Origin of the sequence: Pseudomonas sp. MS19, from assembly GCF_013277615.1 — a bacterium.
Taxonomy (GTDB): domain Bacteria; phylum Pseudomonadota; class Gammaproteobacteria; order Pseudomonadales; family Pseudomonadaceae; genus Aquipseudomonas; species Aquipseudomonas marincola.
In genome coordinates, this window is the sequence record NZ_VBTO01000012.1 from 105,466 (window position 1) to 123,536 (window position 18,071).

Annotated in this window: 16 protein-coding genes; 13 read left to right on the plus strand and 3 right to left on the minus strand. The window is 56.5% G+C overall.

The genetic code is table 11. The features are described 5' to 3' along the window. Window positions 1-18: 18 nt before the first annotated feature. A complete protein-coding gene (locus FEZ62_RS12980; RefSeq protein ID WP_172928059.1) occupies window positions 19-954 on the minus strand; it encodes a LysR family transcriptional regulator in 936 nt (311 codons plus the stop codon). Between the two features lie 413 nt (window positions 955-1,367). Between FEZ62_RS12980 and FEZ62_RS12985 the strand changes: the two genes are divergently transcribed. From FEZ62_RS12985 to pcaC, 6 genes are all read left to right on the plus strand, one after another. Further along, window positions 1,368-2,216 carry a CoA transferase subunit A gene (locus tag FEZ62_RS12985; protein ID WP_172928061.1) on the plus strand — a complete coding sequence of 283 codons (849 nt, stop codon included), beginning with the start codon at window positions 1,368-1,370 and terminating at the stop codon, window positions 2,214-2,216. Beyond that, on the plus strand, window positions 2,216-2,998 hold the full coding sequence (locus FEZ62_RS12990; protein WP_090511700.1) for a CoA-transferase subunit beta: 783 nt from the start codon (window positions 2,216-2,218) through the stop codon (window positions 2,996-2,998). The genes FEZ62_RS12985 and FEZ62_RS12990 overlap by 1 nt, the downstream gene beginning before the upstream one ends. After that, window positions 2,995-4,200 (plus strand): 3-oxoadipyl-CoA thiolase, encoded by a 1,206-nt coding sequence (gene pcaF / locus FEZ62_RS12995; RefSeq protein ID WP_172928064.1) that lies wholly within the window; start codon window positions 2,995-2,997, stop codon window positions 4,198-4,200. Before FEZ62_RS12990 ends, pcaF begins: the two co-directional genes overlap by 4 nt. Window positions 4,201-4,316: 116 nt before the next feature. Beyond that, window positions 4,317-5,678: a 3-carboxy-cis,cis-muconate cycloisomerase gene (locus tag FEZ62_RS13000; RefSeq protein ID WP_172928066.1), complete on the plus strand. Its 1,362-nt coding sequence runs from the start codon at window positions 4,317-4,319 to the stop codon at window positions 5,676-5,678. A gap of 9 nt (window positions 5,679-5,687) precedes the next feature. Then, a complete protein-coding gene (pcaD, locus tag FEZ62_RS13005; protein WP_172928068.1) occupies window positions 5,688-6,476 on the plus strand; it encodes a 3-oxoadipate enol-lactonase in 789 nt (262 codons plus the stop codon). 15 nt (window positions 6,477-6,491) lie between these two features. Continuing rightward, window positions 6,492-6,887, plus strand: coding sequence for a 4-carboxymuconolactone decarboxylase (gene pcaC / locus FEZ62_RS13010; protein ID WP_090511710.1), 396 nt, complete (start codon window positions 6,492-6,494; stop codon window positions 6,885-6,887). Window positions 6,888-6,986: 99 nt separating this feature from the next. On the opposite strand, the gene FEZ62_RS13015 is transcribed toward pcaC, so the two are convergent. Further along, window positions 6,987-7,892: a LysR family transcriptional regulator gene (locus FEZ62_RS13015; RefSeq protein WP_172928070.1), complete on the minus strand. Its 906-nt coding sequence runs from the start codon at window positions 7,890-7,892 to the stop codon at window positions 6,987-6,989. A gap of 163 nt (window positions 7,893-8,055) precedes the next feature. On the opposite strand from FEZ62_RS13015, the gene FEZ62_RS13020 reads away from it, so the two are divergent. Continuing rightward, a complete protein-coding gene (locus tag FEZ62_RS13020) occupies window positions 8,056-8,820 on the plus strand; it encodes an SDR family oxidoreductase (RefSeq protein WP_172928073.1) in 765 nt (254 codons plus the stop codon). A gap of 99 nt (window positions 8,821-8,919) precedes the next feature. Here FEZ62_RS13020 and FEZ62_RS13025 read toward each other — a convergent pair whose 3' ends face one another. Continuing rightward, window positions 8,920-11,472 (minus strand): EAL domain-containing protein, encoded by a 2,553-nt coding sequence (locus tag FEZ62_RS13025; RefSeq protein WP_172928075.1) that lies wholly within the window; start codon window positions 11,470-11,472, stop codon window positions 8,920-8,922. A 386-nt stretch (window positions 11,473-11,858) separates the two neighbouring features. On the opposite strand from FEZ62_RS13025, the gene FEZ62_RS13030 reads away from it, so the two are divergent. From FEZ62_RS13030 to infC, 6 genes are all read left to right on the plus strand, one after another. Next, window positions 11,859-12,356 carry a hypothetical protein gene (locus FEZ62_RS13030; protein ID WP_172928145.1) on the plus strand — a complete coding sequence of 166 codons (498 nt, stop codon included), beginning with the start codon at window positions 11,859-11,861 and terminating at the stop codon, window positions 12,354-12,356. A gap of 140 nt (window positions 12,357-12,496) precedes the next feature. Beyond that, window positions 12,497-13,186, plus strand: coding sequence for a GNAT family N-acetyltransferase (locus FEZ62_RS13035; RefSeq protein ID WP_172928078.1), 690 nt, complete (start codon window positions 12,497-12,499; stop codon window positions 13,184-13,186). Between the two features lie 307 nt (window positions 13,187-13,493). Next, window positions 13,494-13,931: a translesion error-prone DNA polymerase V autoproteolytic subunit gene (umuD, locus tag FEZ62_RS13040; RefSeq protein WP_172928147.1), complete on the plus strand. Its 438-nt coding sequence runs from the start codon at window positions 13,494-13,496 to the stop codon at window positions 13,929-13,931. Further along, window positions 13,918-15,192 (plus strand): Y-family DNA polymerase, encoded by a 1,275-nt coding sequence (locus FEZ62_RS13045; RefSeq protein WP_172928080.1) that lies wholly within the window; start codon window positions 13,918-13,920, stop codon window positions 15,190-15,192. Before umuD ends, FEZ62_RS13045 begins: the two co-directional genes overlap by 14 nt. Window positions 15,193-15,562: 370 nt before the next feature. After that, window positions 15,563-17,485 carry a threonine--tRNA ligase gene (gene thrS, locus FEZ62_RS13050; RefSeq protein WP_090511962.1) on the plus strand — a complete coding sequence of 641 codons (1,923 nt, stop codon included), beginning with the start codon at window positions 15,563-15,565 and terminating at the stop codon, window positions 17,483-17,485. Continuing rightward, window positions 17,485-18,036, plus strand: coding sequence for a translation initiation factor IF-3 (infC, locus tag FEZ62_RS13055; protein ID WP_170827758.1), 552 nt, complete (start codon window positions 17,485-17,487; stop codon window positions 18,034-18,036). Before thrS ends, infC begins: the two co-directional genes overlap by 1 nt. Window positions 18,037-18,071: the final 35 nt, after the last annotated feature.

Here is an 18,071-nt window from a genome sequence, read left to right on the forward strand (position 1 = left end):
GCGATGCGCTGGAGTTGATCAGGCCCAGAACAGCGCGTTTTCGAGAATGGCCTGATGGCTGCGCATCGCCTTGGGCAACTCTTCCTTGAGGAACTCGATCCAGGTCCGCACCTTGGCATCCAGATACCTGCGTGAGGGGTATAGCGCGTAAAGGCTGCGCTCATGCAGGCGGTGCTGGGGCAACACCCGCACCAGTGTGCCTTGCTGCAATGCCTTGGCCGCAACGAGGTCGGGTAACAGGCATATGCCCATTCCGGCCGCTGCCGTTTGCGCCATGGCTTCAGCCACATTGACCTGAAAGATCTTGCCGGGCTGCACGCGCTGTTCAACCCCGTTGTCGTTAAACAACCAACTTTCGCCGAAAACCGGATCAATCAGTTGCAGGCAACGATGGTTCTCCAGATCGCCGATACTCTTTGGAATGCCGTACTTGTCGAGGTAGGCGGGCGCCGCGCAAACCACGCTGTAAATGTCACACACTTGCTGCGCGACCAGTTCTGAGTCCGGCAACGTGCGCGCCAGTGTCAGGACCACATCGTGGCCTTCTTCGAGCAGGTCGGGATGACGCTGCGAGAGGCTCATTTCAATATTGACCTCAGGAAAACGCTCGCCATAGCGCACCGCCATCGGCCCCAACAACTGCGTACCGAGGGCGGTGATAGAGTGAATGCGCAGGCGGCCTTTGGGTACCAGATGCGCGCCACTGGCTTCCGCCGAGGCCTCATCAACCTGGGCCAATACCGAACGGCAGCGTTCCAGATAACGTTCACCCACCTCGGTTAAACCGAGGCGTCGGGTGCTGCGCTGGAGCAGTCTGGCTTGCAGATCGGACTCAAGTTCACTGACCAGGCGCGAGACTTGCGCGGTCGATATATTCATCGAGTTGGCGGCCGCGGTGAACGTGCCGCAATCAACCACCTGAACAAATACTCGCATTGCTTGTAGGACGTCCATCAACCCTCGCCTGAATGTTGCGCATGCGCGCGACCGAGATTATTACGCAAAATGAAAAGATCGTCTTCAGGCGCACAAACGAGGCAATGCGGCGGCGCGCTCGAATTACCGCAGCGATATCGACGAGAACCGGCTGATTTTCAATTACACCTGGAATCTGCTCTGAGTTTTCAGTGCTTGCACGGCACGCTGTAGTTCAGGGTTGCATGCCTTTGCGCACGAACACAGCGTTTGCATCGTTACGCCCCGGTATTGTTGGGGCGTAGCTTTTTTTGCGGTTTATACCTGCTGATTATCTAGCGTTCGATAATCGCACGCATAGTCGATTATCGGATTGTTTGGCCTCGGTGGCAGGCGTAATTTAGCGGCACTGGCGTGACTCCCCGCCGCCCAAAACCAACAAGAGAACCACCATGGCTGAAATTATCTCCCTGCACGAGGCCGTAGAGCGCTTTGTACATGATGGCGACACGGTTGCCCTTGAAGGCTTCACCCATCTGATCCCGACTGCTGCCGCGCACGAACTGATCCGTCAGGGTAAAAAAGACCTGACGCTGGTGCGGATGACGCCCGATCTGGTGTATGACTTGTTGATCGGTGCCGGGTGCGCCAAGAAGTTGATTTTCTCCTGGGGCGGCAACCCGGGTGTGGGTTCTCTGCACCGCCTGCGTGATGCCGTCGAGAAGGGCTGGCCACAGCCGTTGGCCATTGAAGAGCACAGCCATGCTGCCATGGCCAACGCTTATGTGTCCGGTGCCTCGAACCTGCCGTTCGCAGTTTTGCGCGGCTATCAGGGTTCGGATCTGGCCAAGGTCAATCCGCAAATCAAGTTCATCAACTGCCCGTTTACCGGCGAGAAGCTGGCGGCCGTGCCGAGCGTACGTCCGGACGTAACCGTTATTCACGCGCAAAAAGCTGACCGCAAAGGCAACGTGCTGATTCAGGGCATTCTGGGTGTGCAGAAAGAAGCAGCGTTGGCAGCCAAGCGTTGTATCGTCACCGTTGAAGAGATTGTTGACGATCTGCAAGCGCCGATGAATGCCTGCGTATTGCCAGCCTGGGCACTTACCGCCGTTTGCGTAGTGCCTGGTGGTGCCCATCCTTCCTACGCACATGGTTATTACGAACGGGACAACCGTTTTTATCAGGCGTGGGACCCGATTGCCCGTGACCGTGACACCTTTAACGCCTGGATTGATAGCTTCATCCGTGGCACTGCCGATTTTTCCGAGTTTCAAGCCAAGCTCGCGGAGGCCAAATAATGAGCGCCTACAGCACCAATGAAATGATGACCGTGGCAGCTGCCCGCCGCCTCGGCAACAACGATGTGACCTTCGTCGGCATTGGCCTGCCATCCAAGGCCGCCAACCTGGCGCGGCTGACGCATTCGCCGGATGTCACGCTGATCTACGAATCCGGCCCGATCGGTGCCAAGCCTTCAGTTTTGCCGTTGTCCATCGGGGACGGTGAACTGGCTGAAACCGCCGATACGGTGGTGCCAACGGGTGAAATCTTCCGCTATTGGCTGCAGGGCGGGCGCATCGACGTCGGCTTCCTCGGTGCTGCGCAAGTCGACAAATACGGCAACATCAATACCACGGTGATCGGTGATTACCATCAGCCGAAAGTACGTTTGCCAGGTGCTGGTGGCGCGCCGGAAATTGCCGGTTCGGCTAAGAAAGTGTTGATCATCCTCAAGCAAGGTCATCGCACCTTCGTCGACAAGCTGGCGTTCATTACCTCTGTCGGCCACGGTGAAGGCGGCGACAGCCGTAAGCAACTCGGGCTGCCCGGTGCCGGTCCGGTCGCGATTATCACCGACCTGTGCATCATGGAGCCTGAAGAGGGCACCAACGAATTCATCGTGACCTCGTTGCATCCCGGCATTACCCGCGAGCAGGTGATTGAAGCGACTGGCTGGCAGATTCGTTTTGCCGCGGTTGTCGCTGAAACCGATGCCCCGACAGCTGTTGAGCTGGAAGCACTGCGCGCACTTGAAGCGCGTACTGCAGCCGCTCATGGCCAGGCCGGAGGTGAGGAATGAGCCGCGATGTATTTATTTGCGATGCAGTGCGTACACCGATTGGGCGCCTGAACGGCGGTCTCTCGGCGGTACGTGCAGATGATCTCGCAGCGATCCCGCTGCGGGCGTTGATCGAGCGTAACCCGAACGTCGACTGGAACGCGCTCGATGAAGTGTTCATGGGCTGCGCGAACCAGTCTGGCGAAGACAATCGCAACGTTGCGCGTATGGCATTGTTGCTGGCTGGCCTGCCGGAAAGCGTTCCCGGTGTGACCCTCAATCGTTTGTGTGCCTCGGGTCTTGATGCGGTCGGCTCAGCCTTCCGCGCCATTGCCTTGGGCGAGATGGACCTGGCAATTGCGGCGGGCGTCGAGTCGATGACCCGCGCGCCGTATGTGATGGGTAAAGCTGACAGCGCGTTTGGCCGTGGCCAGAAAATCGAAGACACGACCATGGGCTGGCGTTTCATCAACCCGCAAATGAAAGAGCAGTTCGGTGTAGACGCCATGCCGGTGACCGCCGACAACGTGGCGCAGGAATATGCCGTGAGCCGTGAGGATCAGGATGCTTTCGCGCTGCGCAGCCAACAACGCGCCGCTGCTGCGCAGGAGTCCGGTTACTACGCCGAGGAAATCGTGCCGGTGGTGATCAAGACCCGCAAGGGCGAGACCATTGTCGACACCGACGAGCACCCGCGTGCCGACAGCAACGCTGAAGCCATGGCCAAGCTCAAGCCGGTTAACGGCCCTGATAAAACTGTCACAGCAGGCAATGCGTCGGGTCTTAACGACGGTGCCAGCGCAATCATTCTGGCCTCGGCAGAAGCGGTGCAGAAGTACGGCCTCACGCCGCGCGCCAAAGTGCTTGGCATGGCCAGCGCGGGTGTGGCGCCGCGAGTCATGGGGATTGGCCCGGTGCCTGCCGTGCGCAAATTGTTGGCGCGTCTTAACCTCGATATCAACGCCTTCGATGTTATCGAGCTCAACGAAGCTTTTGCCGCGCAAGGCCTGGCGGTCACCCGCGAGCTTGGGCTGGCGGACGACAGCGCCAAGGTCAATCCCAATGGGGGTGCAATTGCGCTGGGTCACCCACTGGGCATGAGCGGAAATCGTCTGGTGCTGACTGCGGTGCACCAGCTGCAAAAGACTGGCGGCAAGCTGGGTCTGGCAACCATGTGCGTAGGCGTCGGTCAGGGCTTGGCGCTGGCAATCGAGCGCGTCTGAGTTGCACCTGTGCCAATGCAACAACTGAAGCAAGCGCCGTTTGCAGTTAGCAAAAGCTGGCCGCAAACGGCGCGCTGTTATACAACTGATGTTTGTTCTTTTGCTGGAGTAACGGCTTGAATAGCCCGAGCAATCAACTTTTTGACGCCTACTTCACCCAGCCGGCCATGCGCGCAATCTTCTCTGATGATGGGCGTGTGCAAGGCATGCTGGATTTTGAAGCCGCGCTGGCCCGCGCTGAAGCCAAGGTCGGCCTGTTTTCACCGGCGCTGGTGGCGCCCATCGAGGCCGCTTGCCGCGCTGAACTTTACGACTACAACAGCCTGGCTCAGGCCATTGTGATCGCGGGCAACTCAGCCATTCCGTTGGTCAAAGCGTTGGGCAAACAAGTTGCCAGCCGCAACCCCGAAGCCGAACGTTATGTGCACCTTGGCGCAACCAGTCAGGATGTCATGGACAGCGGTTTGGTGGTGCAGCTGCGCGGCGCAATTGAGTTGCTGGAACATGATCTGGCCAGTCTGGCTGATGCACTGGCCGAGCAATCTGAGCGCCATGCCGACACGCCAATGGCCGGACGCACATGGCTGCAACATGCAACGCCTGTGACGCTGGGCATGAAGCTGGCCGGTGTACTCGGCGCTATCACACGCCATCGTCAGCGTTTGGCTGAAATAAAGCCGCGTTTGCTGTGCCTGCAATTTGGTGGCGCTTCCGGCAGTTTGGCAGCATTAGGCGAACAGGCCTGGCCGGTGTCCGAGGCGCTGGCGAGTGAATTGCAACTGAGCCTGCCGGATCAGCCGTGGCACACCCAGCGTGATCGTCTGGTGGAGTTAGCCAGCCTACTCGGGATGCTCGCTGGTAGCCTTGGCAAACTTGGCCGCGACCTGAGCCTGCTGATGCAGACCGAGGCGGGTGAAGTATTCGAGCCCGCAGCGCCGGGTAAGGGTGGCTCATCAACCATGCCGCACAAGCGCAATCCGGTGAGTGCTGCGGTGCTGATCGGCGCAGCAACACGAGCGCCGGGGCTGGTGGCAACCATGCTCGCCGCGATGCCACAAGAACACGAACGCAGCCTTGGCTTGTGGCATGCCGAGTGGGAAACCTTGCCCGAGTTGTGCTGTTTGGTTTCGGGCGCGTTGCAACAAGCATTACTGGTGGTGCCCGGGCTTGAAGTGCAAGCGGCGCGGATGCGCAGCAACCTCGATCTGACTCAGGGGCTGGTTCTGGCCGAAGCAGTCAGTATTGCGCTGGCGCAGAAAATCGGTCGCGACGCGGCTCATCATTTGCTCGAAAGCTGTTGCCGCCAAGCCGTGGAGCAGGGCGCGCATTTACGCCAGGTTCTCGGCGACAACAATGAAGTTAGCGCGCACTTGAGTGCGGCAGAACTCGATCGCCTGCTGGATCCTGCATTTTATCTTGGTCAAGCCCGTCGCTGGGTCGAGCGCGCTGTGGCCGAACATCAAAATTTCTCCCGATAGGAGCGCGGTATGTCTGCCGTACAACTCGCCGATGGCGAACTGAATTATCTGCTCGAAGGCCCCTCAGGCGCGCCAGTGCTGGTGTTGTCGAATTCGCTGGGCACCGATTTGCACATGTGGGATGCGCAAGTGGCGGCGTTCTCTGAGCACTTTCGCGTGCTGCGTTACGACACCCGTGGCCATGGCCAATCGCTGGTCACTGAAGGCCCTTACAGCATTGAGCAGAATGGCCGTGATGTGCTGGCTCTGCTTGACGCGCTGCACATTGATAAGGCCTATTTCTGCGGCCTGTCGATGGGCGGCCTGATTGGTCAGTGGCTGGCTATTAATGCACCTGAGCGCCTGCACAAGGTTGTGGTGTGCAACACCGCGGCGAAGATCGGCAATCCGGATGTGTGGAATCCGCGTATCGAAACCGTGCTGCGCGACGGCACAGCAGCCATGGTTGCCCTGCGTGACGCCTCGATTGCGCGCTGGTTTACACCTGAGTTCACCAGGGCCGAACCGGCCAAGGTCGAGCCTATTGTCGGCATGCTTGCGCAGACTTCCCCGCAGGGCTACGCCGCCAATTGCGCGGCGGTACGTGATGCTGATTTCCGCGAGCAACTGGGCAGCATTCGCCTGCCGGTTCTGGTGGTGTGCGGTACGCAGGATGCAGTGACTACACCGGCGGATGGCGGGTTTATGGTCGAGCGCATTGAAGACGCGCAAATGGTCGAATTTCACGCTGCGCATTTGTCCAACGTCGAAGCTGGCGAGCTGTTCACTCAGCGCGTTTTGGCCTTCCTGCAAGCCTGACCCGGAGCTATTCAGATGGATGAGAAGCAACGCTATGAAGACGGCATGCAAGTGCGTCGCGCTGTACTGGGCGATGCCCACGTCGACCGCAGCCTGGAAAAGCTGACGCCATTCAACCAGGAGTTTCAGGAGATGATTACCCGTCATGCCTGGGGCGATATCTGGACGCGTCCCGGCCTGCCGCGCCACACGCGCAGCCTGATTACCATCGCCATGCTGATTGGCATGAACCGCGAAGGTGAGTTGAAGCTGCACCTCAAGGCCGCCAAGAACAATGGCGTTAGCCGCGAAGAGATCAAGGAAGTGTTGATGCAGAGCGCGATCTACTGCGGCATTCCGGCAGCCAACGCTACGTTCCACCTCGCAGAAGAAGTCTGGGACGAGATGGGCGTGGAATCGCTGGCCGACTAAACGCTTGCCTGAGTCTGCAAAGCCCCGTATTTCGGGGCTTTTTGATTTTTAGAGGTTTAACCAGTAAACAAAAACAGCGCAGTGAGTCACCTGCCCTTATCAGCTTTGGTTATCCCAGTACGGCGGGCTGCCGAACGCCAGTTTCAGGCAGTCAACCAACGCCCTTAGCTTGGCCGATGCGTGGCGACCTTCCGGGTGCGCTACGTAGATGTACTCGGTGGCGGTGCTCAGGCCAATATCGACCACGTGCAATGCACCCGAACGGATAGCCGCGCCCGCGATGAATGTGGGCAACAACGCGATGCCTAATCCCGCCAGTGTTGCGTCGAGCATCATGTCGCCGTTATTGACCCTGAATGCATTCTTGGCGCGGGCGATTCGCGCGCCGTGCTGGCCATCGAAGCGCCAGTCTGCAGTGCCGCGGTTGGTGTAGAAAATACCCTTGTGGTTGGGTAAGTCATCGACCGAAGCGGGGCGGCCGTATTGTTCAAGATAAGTCGGGCTAGCGACCAACAACCGCTGGCTGGTCGCCAGTTGCCAGGCCACTAAGCGCGAGTCTTGCAGCGGGCCATGGCGGATCACTGCATCGAAGCCTTCGGATGAGGCGTCGATGCGCCGGTCATTCAAATCAAGAGTCACCTCAAGTTGCGGGTGCGCAGCAATGAACGGGTAGAGCGCCGGGCCCAAATGCATACGGCCAAAGGTGACAGGCGCCGAAATACGCAGCGGGCCAGTCAACCCGCCACGGCGTTCAGCCATGTCCGCCGTTGCCGCTTCGACATCTCGAATGATCCGTGTGGCCTGCTGCAAGAACGCGGCACCATCTTCAGTGAGACTGACCTTGCGTGTGGTGCGATGCAGCAGGCGAGTGCCGAGCATCCGCTCAAGCTCTGCCAGCCGTTCGCTGACCACCGATTTCGACAGATTCAGCCGTCTGCCGGCCTCACTGATCGAGCCTGATTCGGCCACGGCGACAAAACTGGCGATTCCGTCGAGCTTTAGCATTGTTCTGGTTTTCCGAAAGGTAGATCCGGTATTTGCAGGCTAGTCCAAACACTCACCACGGCCCAAACTCGCCTCACCAGCCAGGCCCAGTCGGGCACGCTGATAACCCAAGCCTTTCACTCAGGCAGCCAACAGCTGCTAAGGATTACTCAGGAGAAGAGACATGAAACGTTTAGCAGATAAAGTTGCCATCGTCACAGGCGCAAGTTCGGGCATCGGTTACGCAACCGCCAAATTGTTCGCCGCCGAAGGGGCCAAGGTGATTGTCGGCGCACGCCGTGAAAGCGAGCTCAACGATCTGGTTGCAGAAATCCGCGCTGCCGGTGGCGAGGCGCTGGCTCTGGCCGGCGATGTGCGTTCGGAAGATTACGCCAAAGCGCTGGTGGCGCTTGCAGTCGGGCAATACGGGCGTCTTGATGTGGCTTTCAACAATGCCGGAACACTGGGCGAGGGCGGCCCAAGCACCGAAGTGTCAGAAAAAGGCTGGACCGATACCGTGGAAATCAACCTGACCGGATCGTTTCTTGGGGCTAAGCATCAAATCGCCCAAATGCTCAATAATGGTGGCGGCTCGGTGATCTTCACTTCGACCTTTGTCGGCCATACCTTCGCGTTTCCTGGCGTTGCTGCTTATGCCGCGAGTAAATCCGGGCTGATCGGTCTCACGCAAGCGCTGGCGTCCGAATACGGCCCCAACAACATCCGGGTGAACGCCATTCTGCCGGGCGCAGTTGATACCGATATGTACCGCAGCATGAACAATACGGCGGAATCACAAGCCTTCATCACCGGGCTGCATGCACTTAAACGCGTAGGCGCCGTCGATGAGCTGGCGCGTTCGGTGTTGTATCTGGCATCAGACGATTCATCGTTCGTCACCGGCACCGCCTCCCTGGTTGATGGCGGCGCCTCGATTACCCGCAGTTAAGGTTGGCGGACAATGCCCCGACTCAGTTTGGTTATTGTCCGCCTGGTGGCGTTATCAAGATTTTGGATTTGTGCTGTGGTCACAACAAGGTTGGCGGGGTTACTCAAGCATTGCGTTGAACACCTTGGCGTCCAGCGGCCGGCTCAGGAAGTATCCCTGGCCTTCATGGCAGTCCACTGTCTCGAGCCAGCTGAGTTGCTCGGTGGTTTCGATGCCTTCGGCTGTAACGGTGAGCGACAGCGCGCGGCCGAGGCTGATCATGGCCTGGATGATGGATTTATCTTCTTCGCTATCAACCAGGCGATTTAAAAAGCCCCGGTCAATTTTTAGTCCGTCGAATGGAAAGGTGCGCAGGTTATTCAGCGAAGAATAACCCGTACCGAAATCGTCCATGGTGATGCGAACACCGAGGTTTTTCAGCTCGTTCATCACCTCGAGGGTGCCGACGGCATCGTCCAGCGTGGTGTTTTCGGTGATTTCCAGTTCCAGTCGGGCAGGGTCGATTCCACTGAGAATGAGGCTGTTTTTAACCCGCTCGGCCAAGTTGCCGTGTTTGAATTCGCTGGGTGAAAGATTGACCGATACAAATAGGTTATCGGGCCAGCGCGCGGCGTTGATGCAGGCGTTTTCCAGTACCCAGTTGCCCAGATGTACGATTAAGCCGGTGTCCTCGGCAATCGGGATGAAGGTGTCTGGCGCTATCAAACCCCGCGTCGGATGTTGCCAGCGCACCAGTGCTTCGGCGCCGACCATCTGACCGTCCGAGATGCGATAGCGCGGCTGGAAATGCAGCCTTAACTCGTCGTGATTGATCGCATAGCGCAGGTCACTTTCCATGCGCCGACGCTCAATGATCTTGTCATTCATATCACTGGCATAAAAGCGCCAGGTATTGCGCCCGGCAGCTTTCGCTTCATACAGCGCTATGTCTGAATAGCGCAGTATCTCGGTGACATTGTCGGCATCGTTGGGCGCCATTGCGATACCCACGCTGGCGCCGACGAACACCTCCTGCTCAGCCATTTTGATGGGTTGCTCGATTGCCATGATCAGCCGGCGACACACTTCTTCAACGGCCTCTTCATTGTTGATTCCCTCAAGAACCAGCACAAACTCATCGCCGCCCACACGCGCCACCAGATCGCCGTGGCGGATACAGTTAATCAGCCGGCTGGATATTTCATTCAGCACCAAGTCACCCGCGGCGTGCCCCAAGAGATCGTTGACCGGCTTGAAGCGATCCAGGTCGACGCTGAGTACCAGCAGTGGTTGTTCCACCGAGCGCTTGGATTTGAGTTTCTCACCGAGAAACGCCAACAGTCGCGTTCTGTTGGCAAGGCCGGTAAGCGCATCGTGTAGCGAGAGGAATTCGATCCGCCGACGCGCTTCTTCCTCCTCAGTCACATCGGTCGCCGTGCCCCGGAAACCGCCATCCACCATTGCCCGCGCAGAAAGCCGGGTAATACGTTCCTGCCCTTGTGTGTCGCGGTAGTGGCATTGAATGCTTGGATGCGGATCTCGCTCAGGGTTGTTCAGATAATCAGACATCGAACTGGCCTGTCTGTACAGCAAGCTGTCCATGCTCTGGCCAATCCACGACGCTACAGGTAACCCTGTGACGCCTTCGAATCGCTCCGATAAATAGGAGAAGCGCGCGTCTCGGTCGATTTCCCAGACCCAATCCGAACTTGCCTCAACGACATCCCGAAATCGTTTCTCACTGGTGTTAAGCGCAGCTTCACTGTGTTTAAGCGACTGGTAGCTGTTATCAAGCGCTCTGGCAGCGACGGTTGTGCGTCTCAATATGACCCACGCCATGAGGCATACAATCAACGCAGCACAGCCTATTAAGGGGATGCCAATAATCAATATTCCCCGGCTTGGCACTTCGGGATTCCACTGGATCTTTCCGGCATTGCCGTCTTCACCCAGTGCCAAAACATTCGAGCCAACGGTTTGCGAGGCGTTGGCGAGGCGCAAACCGTCGACTCCATATTCCTGACCCAGCGCTTTGAGTCGGCTGTTATTCAACAAGGTCGCCAATACCATCACCGATGGCGAGCGACCATCATCTTTTATCGTTGGATCGTCGCCCGTGGTAATCGCCATTGCGGTTACATAGGCTGGCGTGCCAGCAACCTGCGTATAAGTGGCTACCGGCATCTCCGCTTCGGCACCGGCGCGTGCCTGTTCTACCAGTGGGAGAGTGGGTTGTTGCAGCCACTTTTCGGCATTAATTTGTGCAAGCTTGCCATTGATGACCGAGTAAACCGTGCGTCCCTGCGGATCAATGACAAACACCCCGTTAATAAAAAAGTCGCTATAAAGTGATGCGCCGAGATTCTGCTTAACGTAAGCCCAGTCCGTGTCTACTTGCAGGTGCAAATGCTCATACGCATCTCCCCAGCTAGCGTTATCCCGGATGTAAGAATCCATCGAACTTTCTAATGACTTCAGCGCATTAGCGGTGTGAAATTGGCCTTCTTTGATCTCCCGGGCATCCAGCGTATGGGCGATATACGCCAGCAGACCACCGGTAAGCATGAATAATCCAACAAGCAGGCACACGAATTTGAACAAGGATGTGCGTATCAGCGCCACGCTTGAGTGATTTGGCTGGGTGTCATCAAGGGAGAGAGGGTTGCTCGGCATAGCGTCTCGCGGTCGGCTCAGGCACGGAGTGGCTCAATTACGTATCGGCTGCATGCGCGCAATAATGAGTCACGTATCGCGCAACGCAGCATTACCTTCGCCAATAGTAGACAGCATTGAGCCGCCAAGCCGTTTGTTTGCAGCCGGCAGTTGATCAATTCACGGCTCTTACTCGCCTGATGGGACGTTGAAGCCCGTGCGTGGCGGGGCTCTACAGGCTACTGAAGGTAATCGGCTAAATTATTCTGGTTGACTCATCAGGTAGTCAGAGGTGTTTGCTTGCCTGCGGTTTATTCTTGGTCAGCGAATTCTGCCGGTAATGATTACACTATGCGCTGATAATCCGGGCCATACCCATGGCTGTACCGAACAAGGAACTCGCCACTATGGCCTCCGCAGAGAAACAGCAAAAGCGTGCAAAGCGCGGCAAATTCAAGGCCAAGCAAAACCGCTCCGGCAAGTCCAAGGTCAATGTTGTGCATCCGGTATTGGCCAATCCGCTGATTGATGAGCCGTTCGATGATGTTGAGATCGATTTGAGCACCTTCGACTTCAAAGATATTGAAGAGAATGGCTTTGACCCGGCGCACTTCGACGACTTGTTTCAGGCGATGAAAGTCGGCGAAGGCATCAGTCTGTTGGCAATGTGCCTGGTGTTCCTGCAATACCCGGTATTGGAACTGGTGGTCGCTGAAGAGTCGGAGGACGCAGCCACCGACTTCATGATGGGCCTGCTGATTACCTACCGCGGCATTTTCCATGATGAAGACGAAGAAGCGGCAGTGAACTGGATCGGTGGTGAATCCTTCCAGAATGCCTACAACGAAGCCTCGATAATCCTGCAGAAAAAGAACGCTCGCGCCACGACGCCCGCACGCGGATAAAGCCGGGGCGCTTGTTTGCCGCGCACATTAATGCGATGCCCCTTTGCGCGGCGAGAGTGTGTTGGGTGTGGTGGCTGTGGGCGTTACAATAGCGTCAGCGCCGATTGCCCCGATCGGGCACGCCCGGAGCCAGCTTCTCGATGTTCACCCTTGTGCACTTGGAAACACCGCCACCCGAAGACCTGAAAAGCCAGGTTCTGCAAATGGTGGTGGACTACTTCAGCGACATCAGCCCGGTTTCGCTGACGCCAAGTAATCCGCTGTATCAGTTGTACCAGTACGTGATTGGCTACGAGGTACACCTGTATTTGCAAGCCATGAACAACGATCAGCAGAGCAGCGCCCGGTTGATTCTGGCACTGGATGATGAAGATCCTTCGCAGGTGCTCGGTTTTGCCCTGTACCTGCCCAGCGAGGATGATGAGCAGGCGTGCACGTTGGCTTACATGGCTATTCAGGCTGATCATCGGCGCAGCGGAATTGCCAGGGCCATGCTAAAGAAGATGATCGCGCATCGCCCGCATGCCGAGCTGGCGTGCGCCGCCGACAAGGTGCCAACCTTTGAGGCTTTAGGTTTTCAGGTGCTGGCCGCGCAAGGCCCACATGTTGTCATGAGTACGCGTAATTATCGTTCGGGCGGCATGGTTGCCGTGCAGGATCTGGCCCCGATATTCCAGGCGACTGAAGTGCGGCAGATCCATGCATACCTGCTCAAACAACACGGCAAAAAGGCTATGAGCGACGCCGAAAGCAAGCGTGATCGGGTACTCGATCAAATGGCTTATCAGGCTGAATTATTGGTTAAAGAGCGTTTTCCGACGATTCACTGATGCGGGGCATGCTGTTATTTCTGGCCCGTTGCTGCGTACCGGTCAGGCAGAATGATTTGAAGCGTCGCAATCTGCACATCGTCCCTTGTCTTATCAGGCTGATGTCTTACTAGCGGCCCCCGTATTGATAATACCCCCCCCCGGCCAAGCTCCGAGCGTGGCCGCAAGCCTGTACGCGCTCAGTAATTCGTCCCGGATTTCAAGGCCGAACCTATTGGGCGAGTCGTCGGACATTTCGTCAGCCGACCTTGCCGGAAGCAGCGCATAAGATTACTGTATGTATGTACAGTTATTTGGGCTGCAACCTATGTCGATCAATTATCTCGGGCGTATCAATGCCTTAGGGCGACCATTGCCCTTTTACTCATTCACTGTTCCGGCTGGGTTTCCTTCCCCGGCGCAGGATCATATCGAGCGTGATATCTCGTTGGACGAACTTTTGGGGCTGCGCTTACCTCAGGTTTTCCTCGCCAGAGTCGGTGGCGACAGCATGAAAGGGGTCGGGATTTTCGATGGTGATCTGGTCGTAGTGGACCGATCTGTTGAAGCAAAACCCGGCATGATAGTTATCGCGGCGCTCAACAATGAGCCGCTAATCAAGACCCTTTGCAAAGAGGGGGAGCAATTCATTCTGCGCTCCGAGAACGCAGCCTTTGCGCCAAGGTACGTGCTCGAAAGTGATGAACTGCTGATCTGGGGGGCGGTTCTTTACAGTATCCGCAGCCATTCGCATGCCCGCGCATAAATCCTGTTTCGCGTTGGTCGACTGCAACAGCTTTTACGCCAGTTGCGAGCGCGTCTTTCGGCCTGACCTTGCCCATGTGCCCATTGTTGTCTTAAGCAATAACGATGGTTGTGTGATCGCCCGAAGCGCCGATGCGAAGCCATTTATCAAGATGGGTGAGCCTTACTTTCAGATCAAGGGAAAGCTCATGCAGCACGGCATTGTGGCGTTCTCCAGTAACTATGCCTTGTATGGAGATATGAGCCAGCGGGTGATGACGGTTATCGATAGTCTGGTGCCGAACTCGACGGCCTATAGCATTGATGAGGCATTTTGCGATCTCAGTGGAATGACTGTCCCGCTTGAGGCGCTAGGCCGGCAAATACGTGCGAAGGTGCATCGATACACCGGAATCCCGGTCGGAGTGGGGATCGGCAGCAGCAAAACATTGGCCAAGCTCGCAAACCATGCGGCGAAGCGCTGGCAGCGTCAAACCGGTGGTGTGGTCGATATCACTGATCCTGATCGGCGAGATAGGCTTTTAAGGGCTTGTGAGGTCGGAGATGTTTGGGGCATCGGACGCAAGATGACGGAGCACCTCACCGGTATGGGCATTAATACGGCTTGGGATTTGGCTCAAGCCGATCCCTGGACACTGCGTAAGCGTTTCAGTGTGCAGATCGAAAAAACTGCAAGAGAGCTTCGCGGCATTGCCTGTCTAGAGATGGAGGAGGTGGACCCGCCAAAACAGGAGATATGCTGCAGTCGGATGTTTGGTAAGCGCCTTACCTCTCTCGAGCCAATCAGGGAGGCAGTCGCCACTTACGCGGCACGGGCCTGTGAAAAGCTGCGGGCTCAGAAGTCTCTCTGTAAAAAGGTGCGGGTAAGCATCCGCACCGGGATGTTCAATCCCGATGAGCCTAAGTTTGCGCGGGGCATCATTTGCGAGTTGGCCTATCCGACTGACGACACCCGGCAAATCAGCAAGGCTGCACTTGAGGGCCTTGAGCAGATTTTTCGCCATGGTTTTGCCTTCAGTAAGGCGCAAGTGCTGCTACTGGACCTGCGCCAGAGTGGTGAGTATACCGGTGACATGTTTGCTGCTGGACAGTCGGTGGAGGCGCAGCGGGTTATGGGGGTTCTCGACTCGATTAATGCCAAATGGGGCAAAGGCACACTGCGCACCGCCAGAGTTCCAACATCGCCGGGTTGGGCTATGCGCCGCGAGTTGATGAGCAGGAGTTACACGACTCGTATTGATCAGTTGTGGTCGGTTCACTAAGTAGCGGTAAGAAGCTTGCCACAGAAAGCGCGCGCCGGATTGTGAATGGATATCTGCCAAGGGCTTGCTGTGGATGTGTTATAGTAACGCTCGATTTGTCATCAAATAGTCTTGTTTGTTGTTTTTAATCAACAAGATAGGCACCTTATATAAGGTAATTTATCAAGAGACTGTTTGCAGTAGCCGCATTTTTTGGCTGCGCCCGCGTCACGTTTCACGAATGTTCACTTAAAACTTCCAGTGACTGCGCTACGGTTCGGTTGGCTAATTGCCCTTGCCACGGTACGGCAGGAATATCGCCGCAGCGCTTACTGGCTCATCCCAACCCATGTGGCCTTTGGTAGAGGTCACCACTAGGAGAGGAGGCGCCATGCCCATCATTACTCTTCCCGACGGCAGTCAACGTCCATTCGATCACCCGGTATCCGTACTCGAGGTGGCGCAGTCTATTGGTGCAGGTCTGGCCAAGGCCACCGTGGCCGGCAAGGTCAACGGCGTGCTGGTAGATGCCTGTGACATGATCGAGCAGGACTCAACGCTGCAGATCATCACCCCGAAAGATCAGGAAGGCGTCGAGATTATTCGTCACTCCTGCGCGCATCTGGTTGGACATGCTGTTAAGCAACTGTTTCCGGACGCCAAGATGGTGATCGGCCCGGTCATTGAAGAAGGTTTTTACTACGATATCGCCTCGCCGCGTCCTTTCACTCTGGAAGACGTAGCGGCAATCGAGCAGCGCATGCAGCAGCTGATCGAGAAAGATTACGACGTGATCAAAAAGGTCACTCCACGCGCCGAAGTGATTGATGTGTTTGCAGCGCGTGGCGAAGAGTACAAGCTGCGTCTGGTTGATGACATGCCGGACCAGCAGACCATGGGTCTGTACTATCACGAAGAATATGTTGATATGTGTCGCGGCCCGCACGTGCCGAATACCCGCTTCCTCAAGGCGTTCAAGCTGACCAAGCTGTCCGGGGCCTACTGGCGCGGCGATGCTAAGAATGAGCAGTTGCAGCGTATCTACGGCACCGCCTGGGCTGACAAGAAGCAGTTGGCGGCTTATGTGCAGCGCATCGAAGAAGCTGAAAAGCGCGATCACCGTAAAATCGGCAAGCGCCTGAACCTCTTCCACACTCAGGAAGAAGCGCCGGGCATGGTGTTCTGGCACCCGAATGGCTGGACCCTGTACCAAGTGCTTGAGCAGTACATGCGCAAAGTGCAGCGTGAGAGCGGCTACCTGGAGATCAAGACCCCGCAAGTGGTTGATCGTTCTCTGTGGGAGAAGTCGGGCCACTGGGCTAACTATGCCGACAACATGTTCACCACTGAGTCGGAAAGCCGCGATTACGCGATCAAGCCAATGAACTGCCCATGCCACGTGCAGGTGTTCAATCAGGGCCTGAAGAGCTACCGCGAGCTGCCGATGCGCCTGGCTGAGTTTGGTGCTTGCCACCGTAACGAGCCGTCTGGCGCGCTGCACGGCATTATGCGCGTGCGCGGCTTTACTCAGGACGACGCACACATCTTCTGTACGGAAGAGCAGATGCAGGCTGAGTCGGCTGACTTCATCAAGCTGACGCTGGATGTGTACAAAGACTTCGGCTTTACCGATATCCAGCTCAAACTGTCGACTCGCCCTGAAAAGCGTGTGGGTTCCGACGAGTTGTGGGACCGCGCCGAGGCTGCACTGGCTTCTGCGCTCGACAGCGCTGGCTTGGCTTATGATTTGCAGCCGGGTGAAGGTGCGTTCTACGGCCCGAAAATCGAATTCTCGCTGAAGGATTGCCTCGGCCGTGTTTGGCAGTGTGGTACCCTGCAGCTCGATTTCAACCTGCCTGTGCGTTTGGGCGCTGAATTCGTCAGCGAAGACAACAGCCGTAAGCATCCGGTGATGTTGCACCGCGCGATTCTGGGTTCTTTCGAACGCTTCATTGGCATTCTGATCGAGCACTATGAAGGTGCGTTCCCGGCGTGGCTTGCACCTACTCAGGCTGTGGTGATGAATATCACCGATAAACAGGCTGATTTTGCCGCTGAAGTTGAAAAAACTCTCAATGAAAGCGGTTTTCGTGCCAAGTCTGACTTGAGAAATGAAAAGATAGGCTTTAAAATCCGCGAGCATACTTTGCTCAAGGTTCCGTATCTCTTGGTTATTGGAGATAGGGAAGTTGAAACGCAAACTGTCGCTGTGCGTACCCGCGAAGGGTCCGATCTGGGTTCAATGTCTGTATCCCAATTCGCTGAATTCGTTACGCAAGCGGTTTCCCGGCGTGGTCGCCAAGATTTGGAGTAATCACTATTAAGCGTGAAATGAGACAAGATAAACGAGCTGCACCAAAAGCGCCGATCAATGAGAATATCTCGGCACGCGAGGTTCGTTTAATTGGCGCTGAAGGCGAGCAGATTGGCATCGTCTCTATTGAAGAAGCGCTACGCGTGGCTGAAGAGGCCAAGCTGGATCTGGTAGAAATTTCTGCTGACGCTTTGCCCCCCGTATGTCGCATCATGGACTACGGCAAGCACCTGTTCGAAAAGAAGAAGCAGGTAGCAGCGGCGAAGAAGAATCAGAAGCAAGTACAGATCAAAGAAATCAAGTTTCGTCCAGGGACGGAAGAAGGGGATTACCAGGTAAAACTACGCAACCTGGTACGTTTCCTTAGTGAGGGGGACAGGGCCAAGGTTTCATTGCGATTCCGCGGCCGTGAGATGGCGCATCAGGAGCTGGGCATGGAGTTGTTGAAGCGAGTTGAAGGTGACTTGCTTGAATACGGCACCGTTGAGCAGCACCCGAAGATGGAAGGACGCCAACTTATAATGGTCATCGCCCCCAAAAAGAAGAAGTAATCTACTGGGCACGGCAGGCCTTGAGATTATATTTA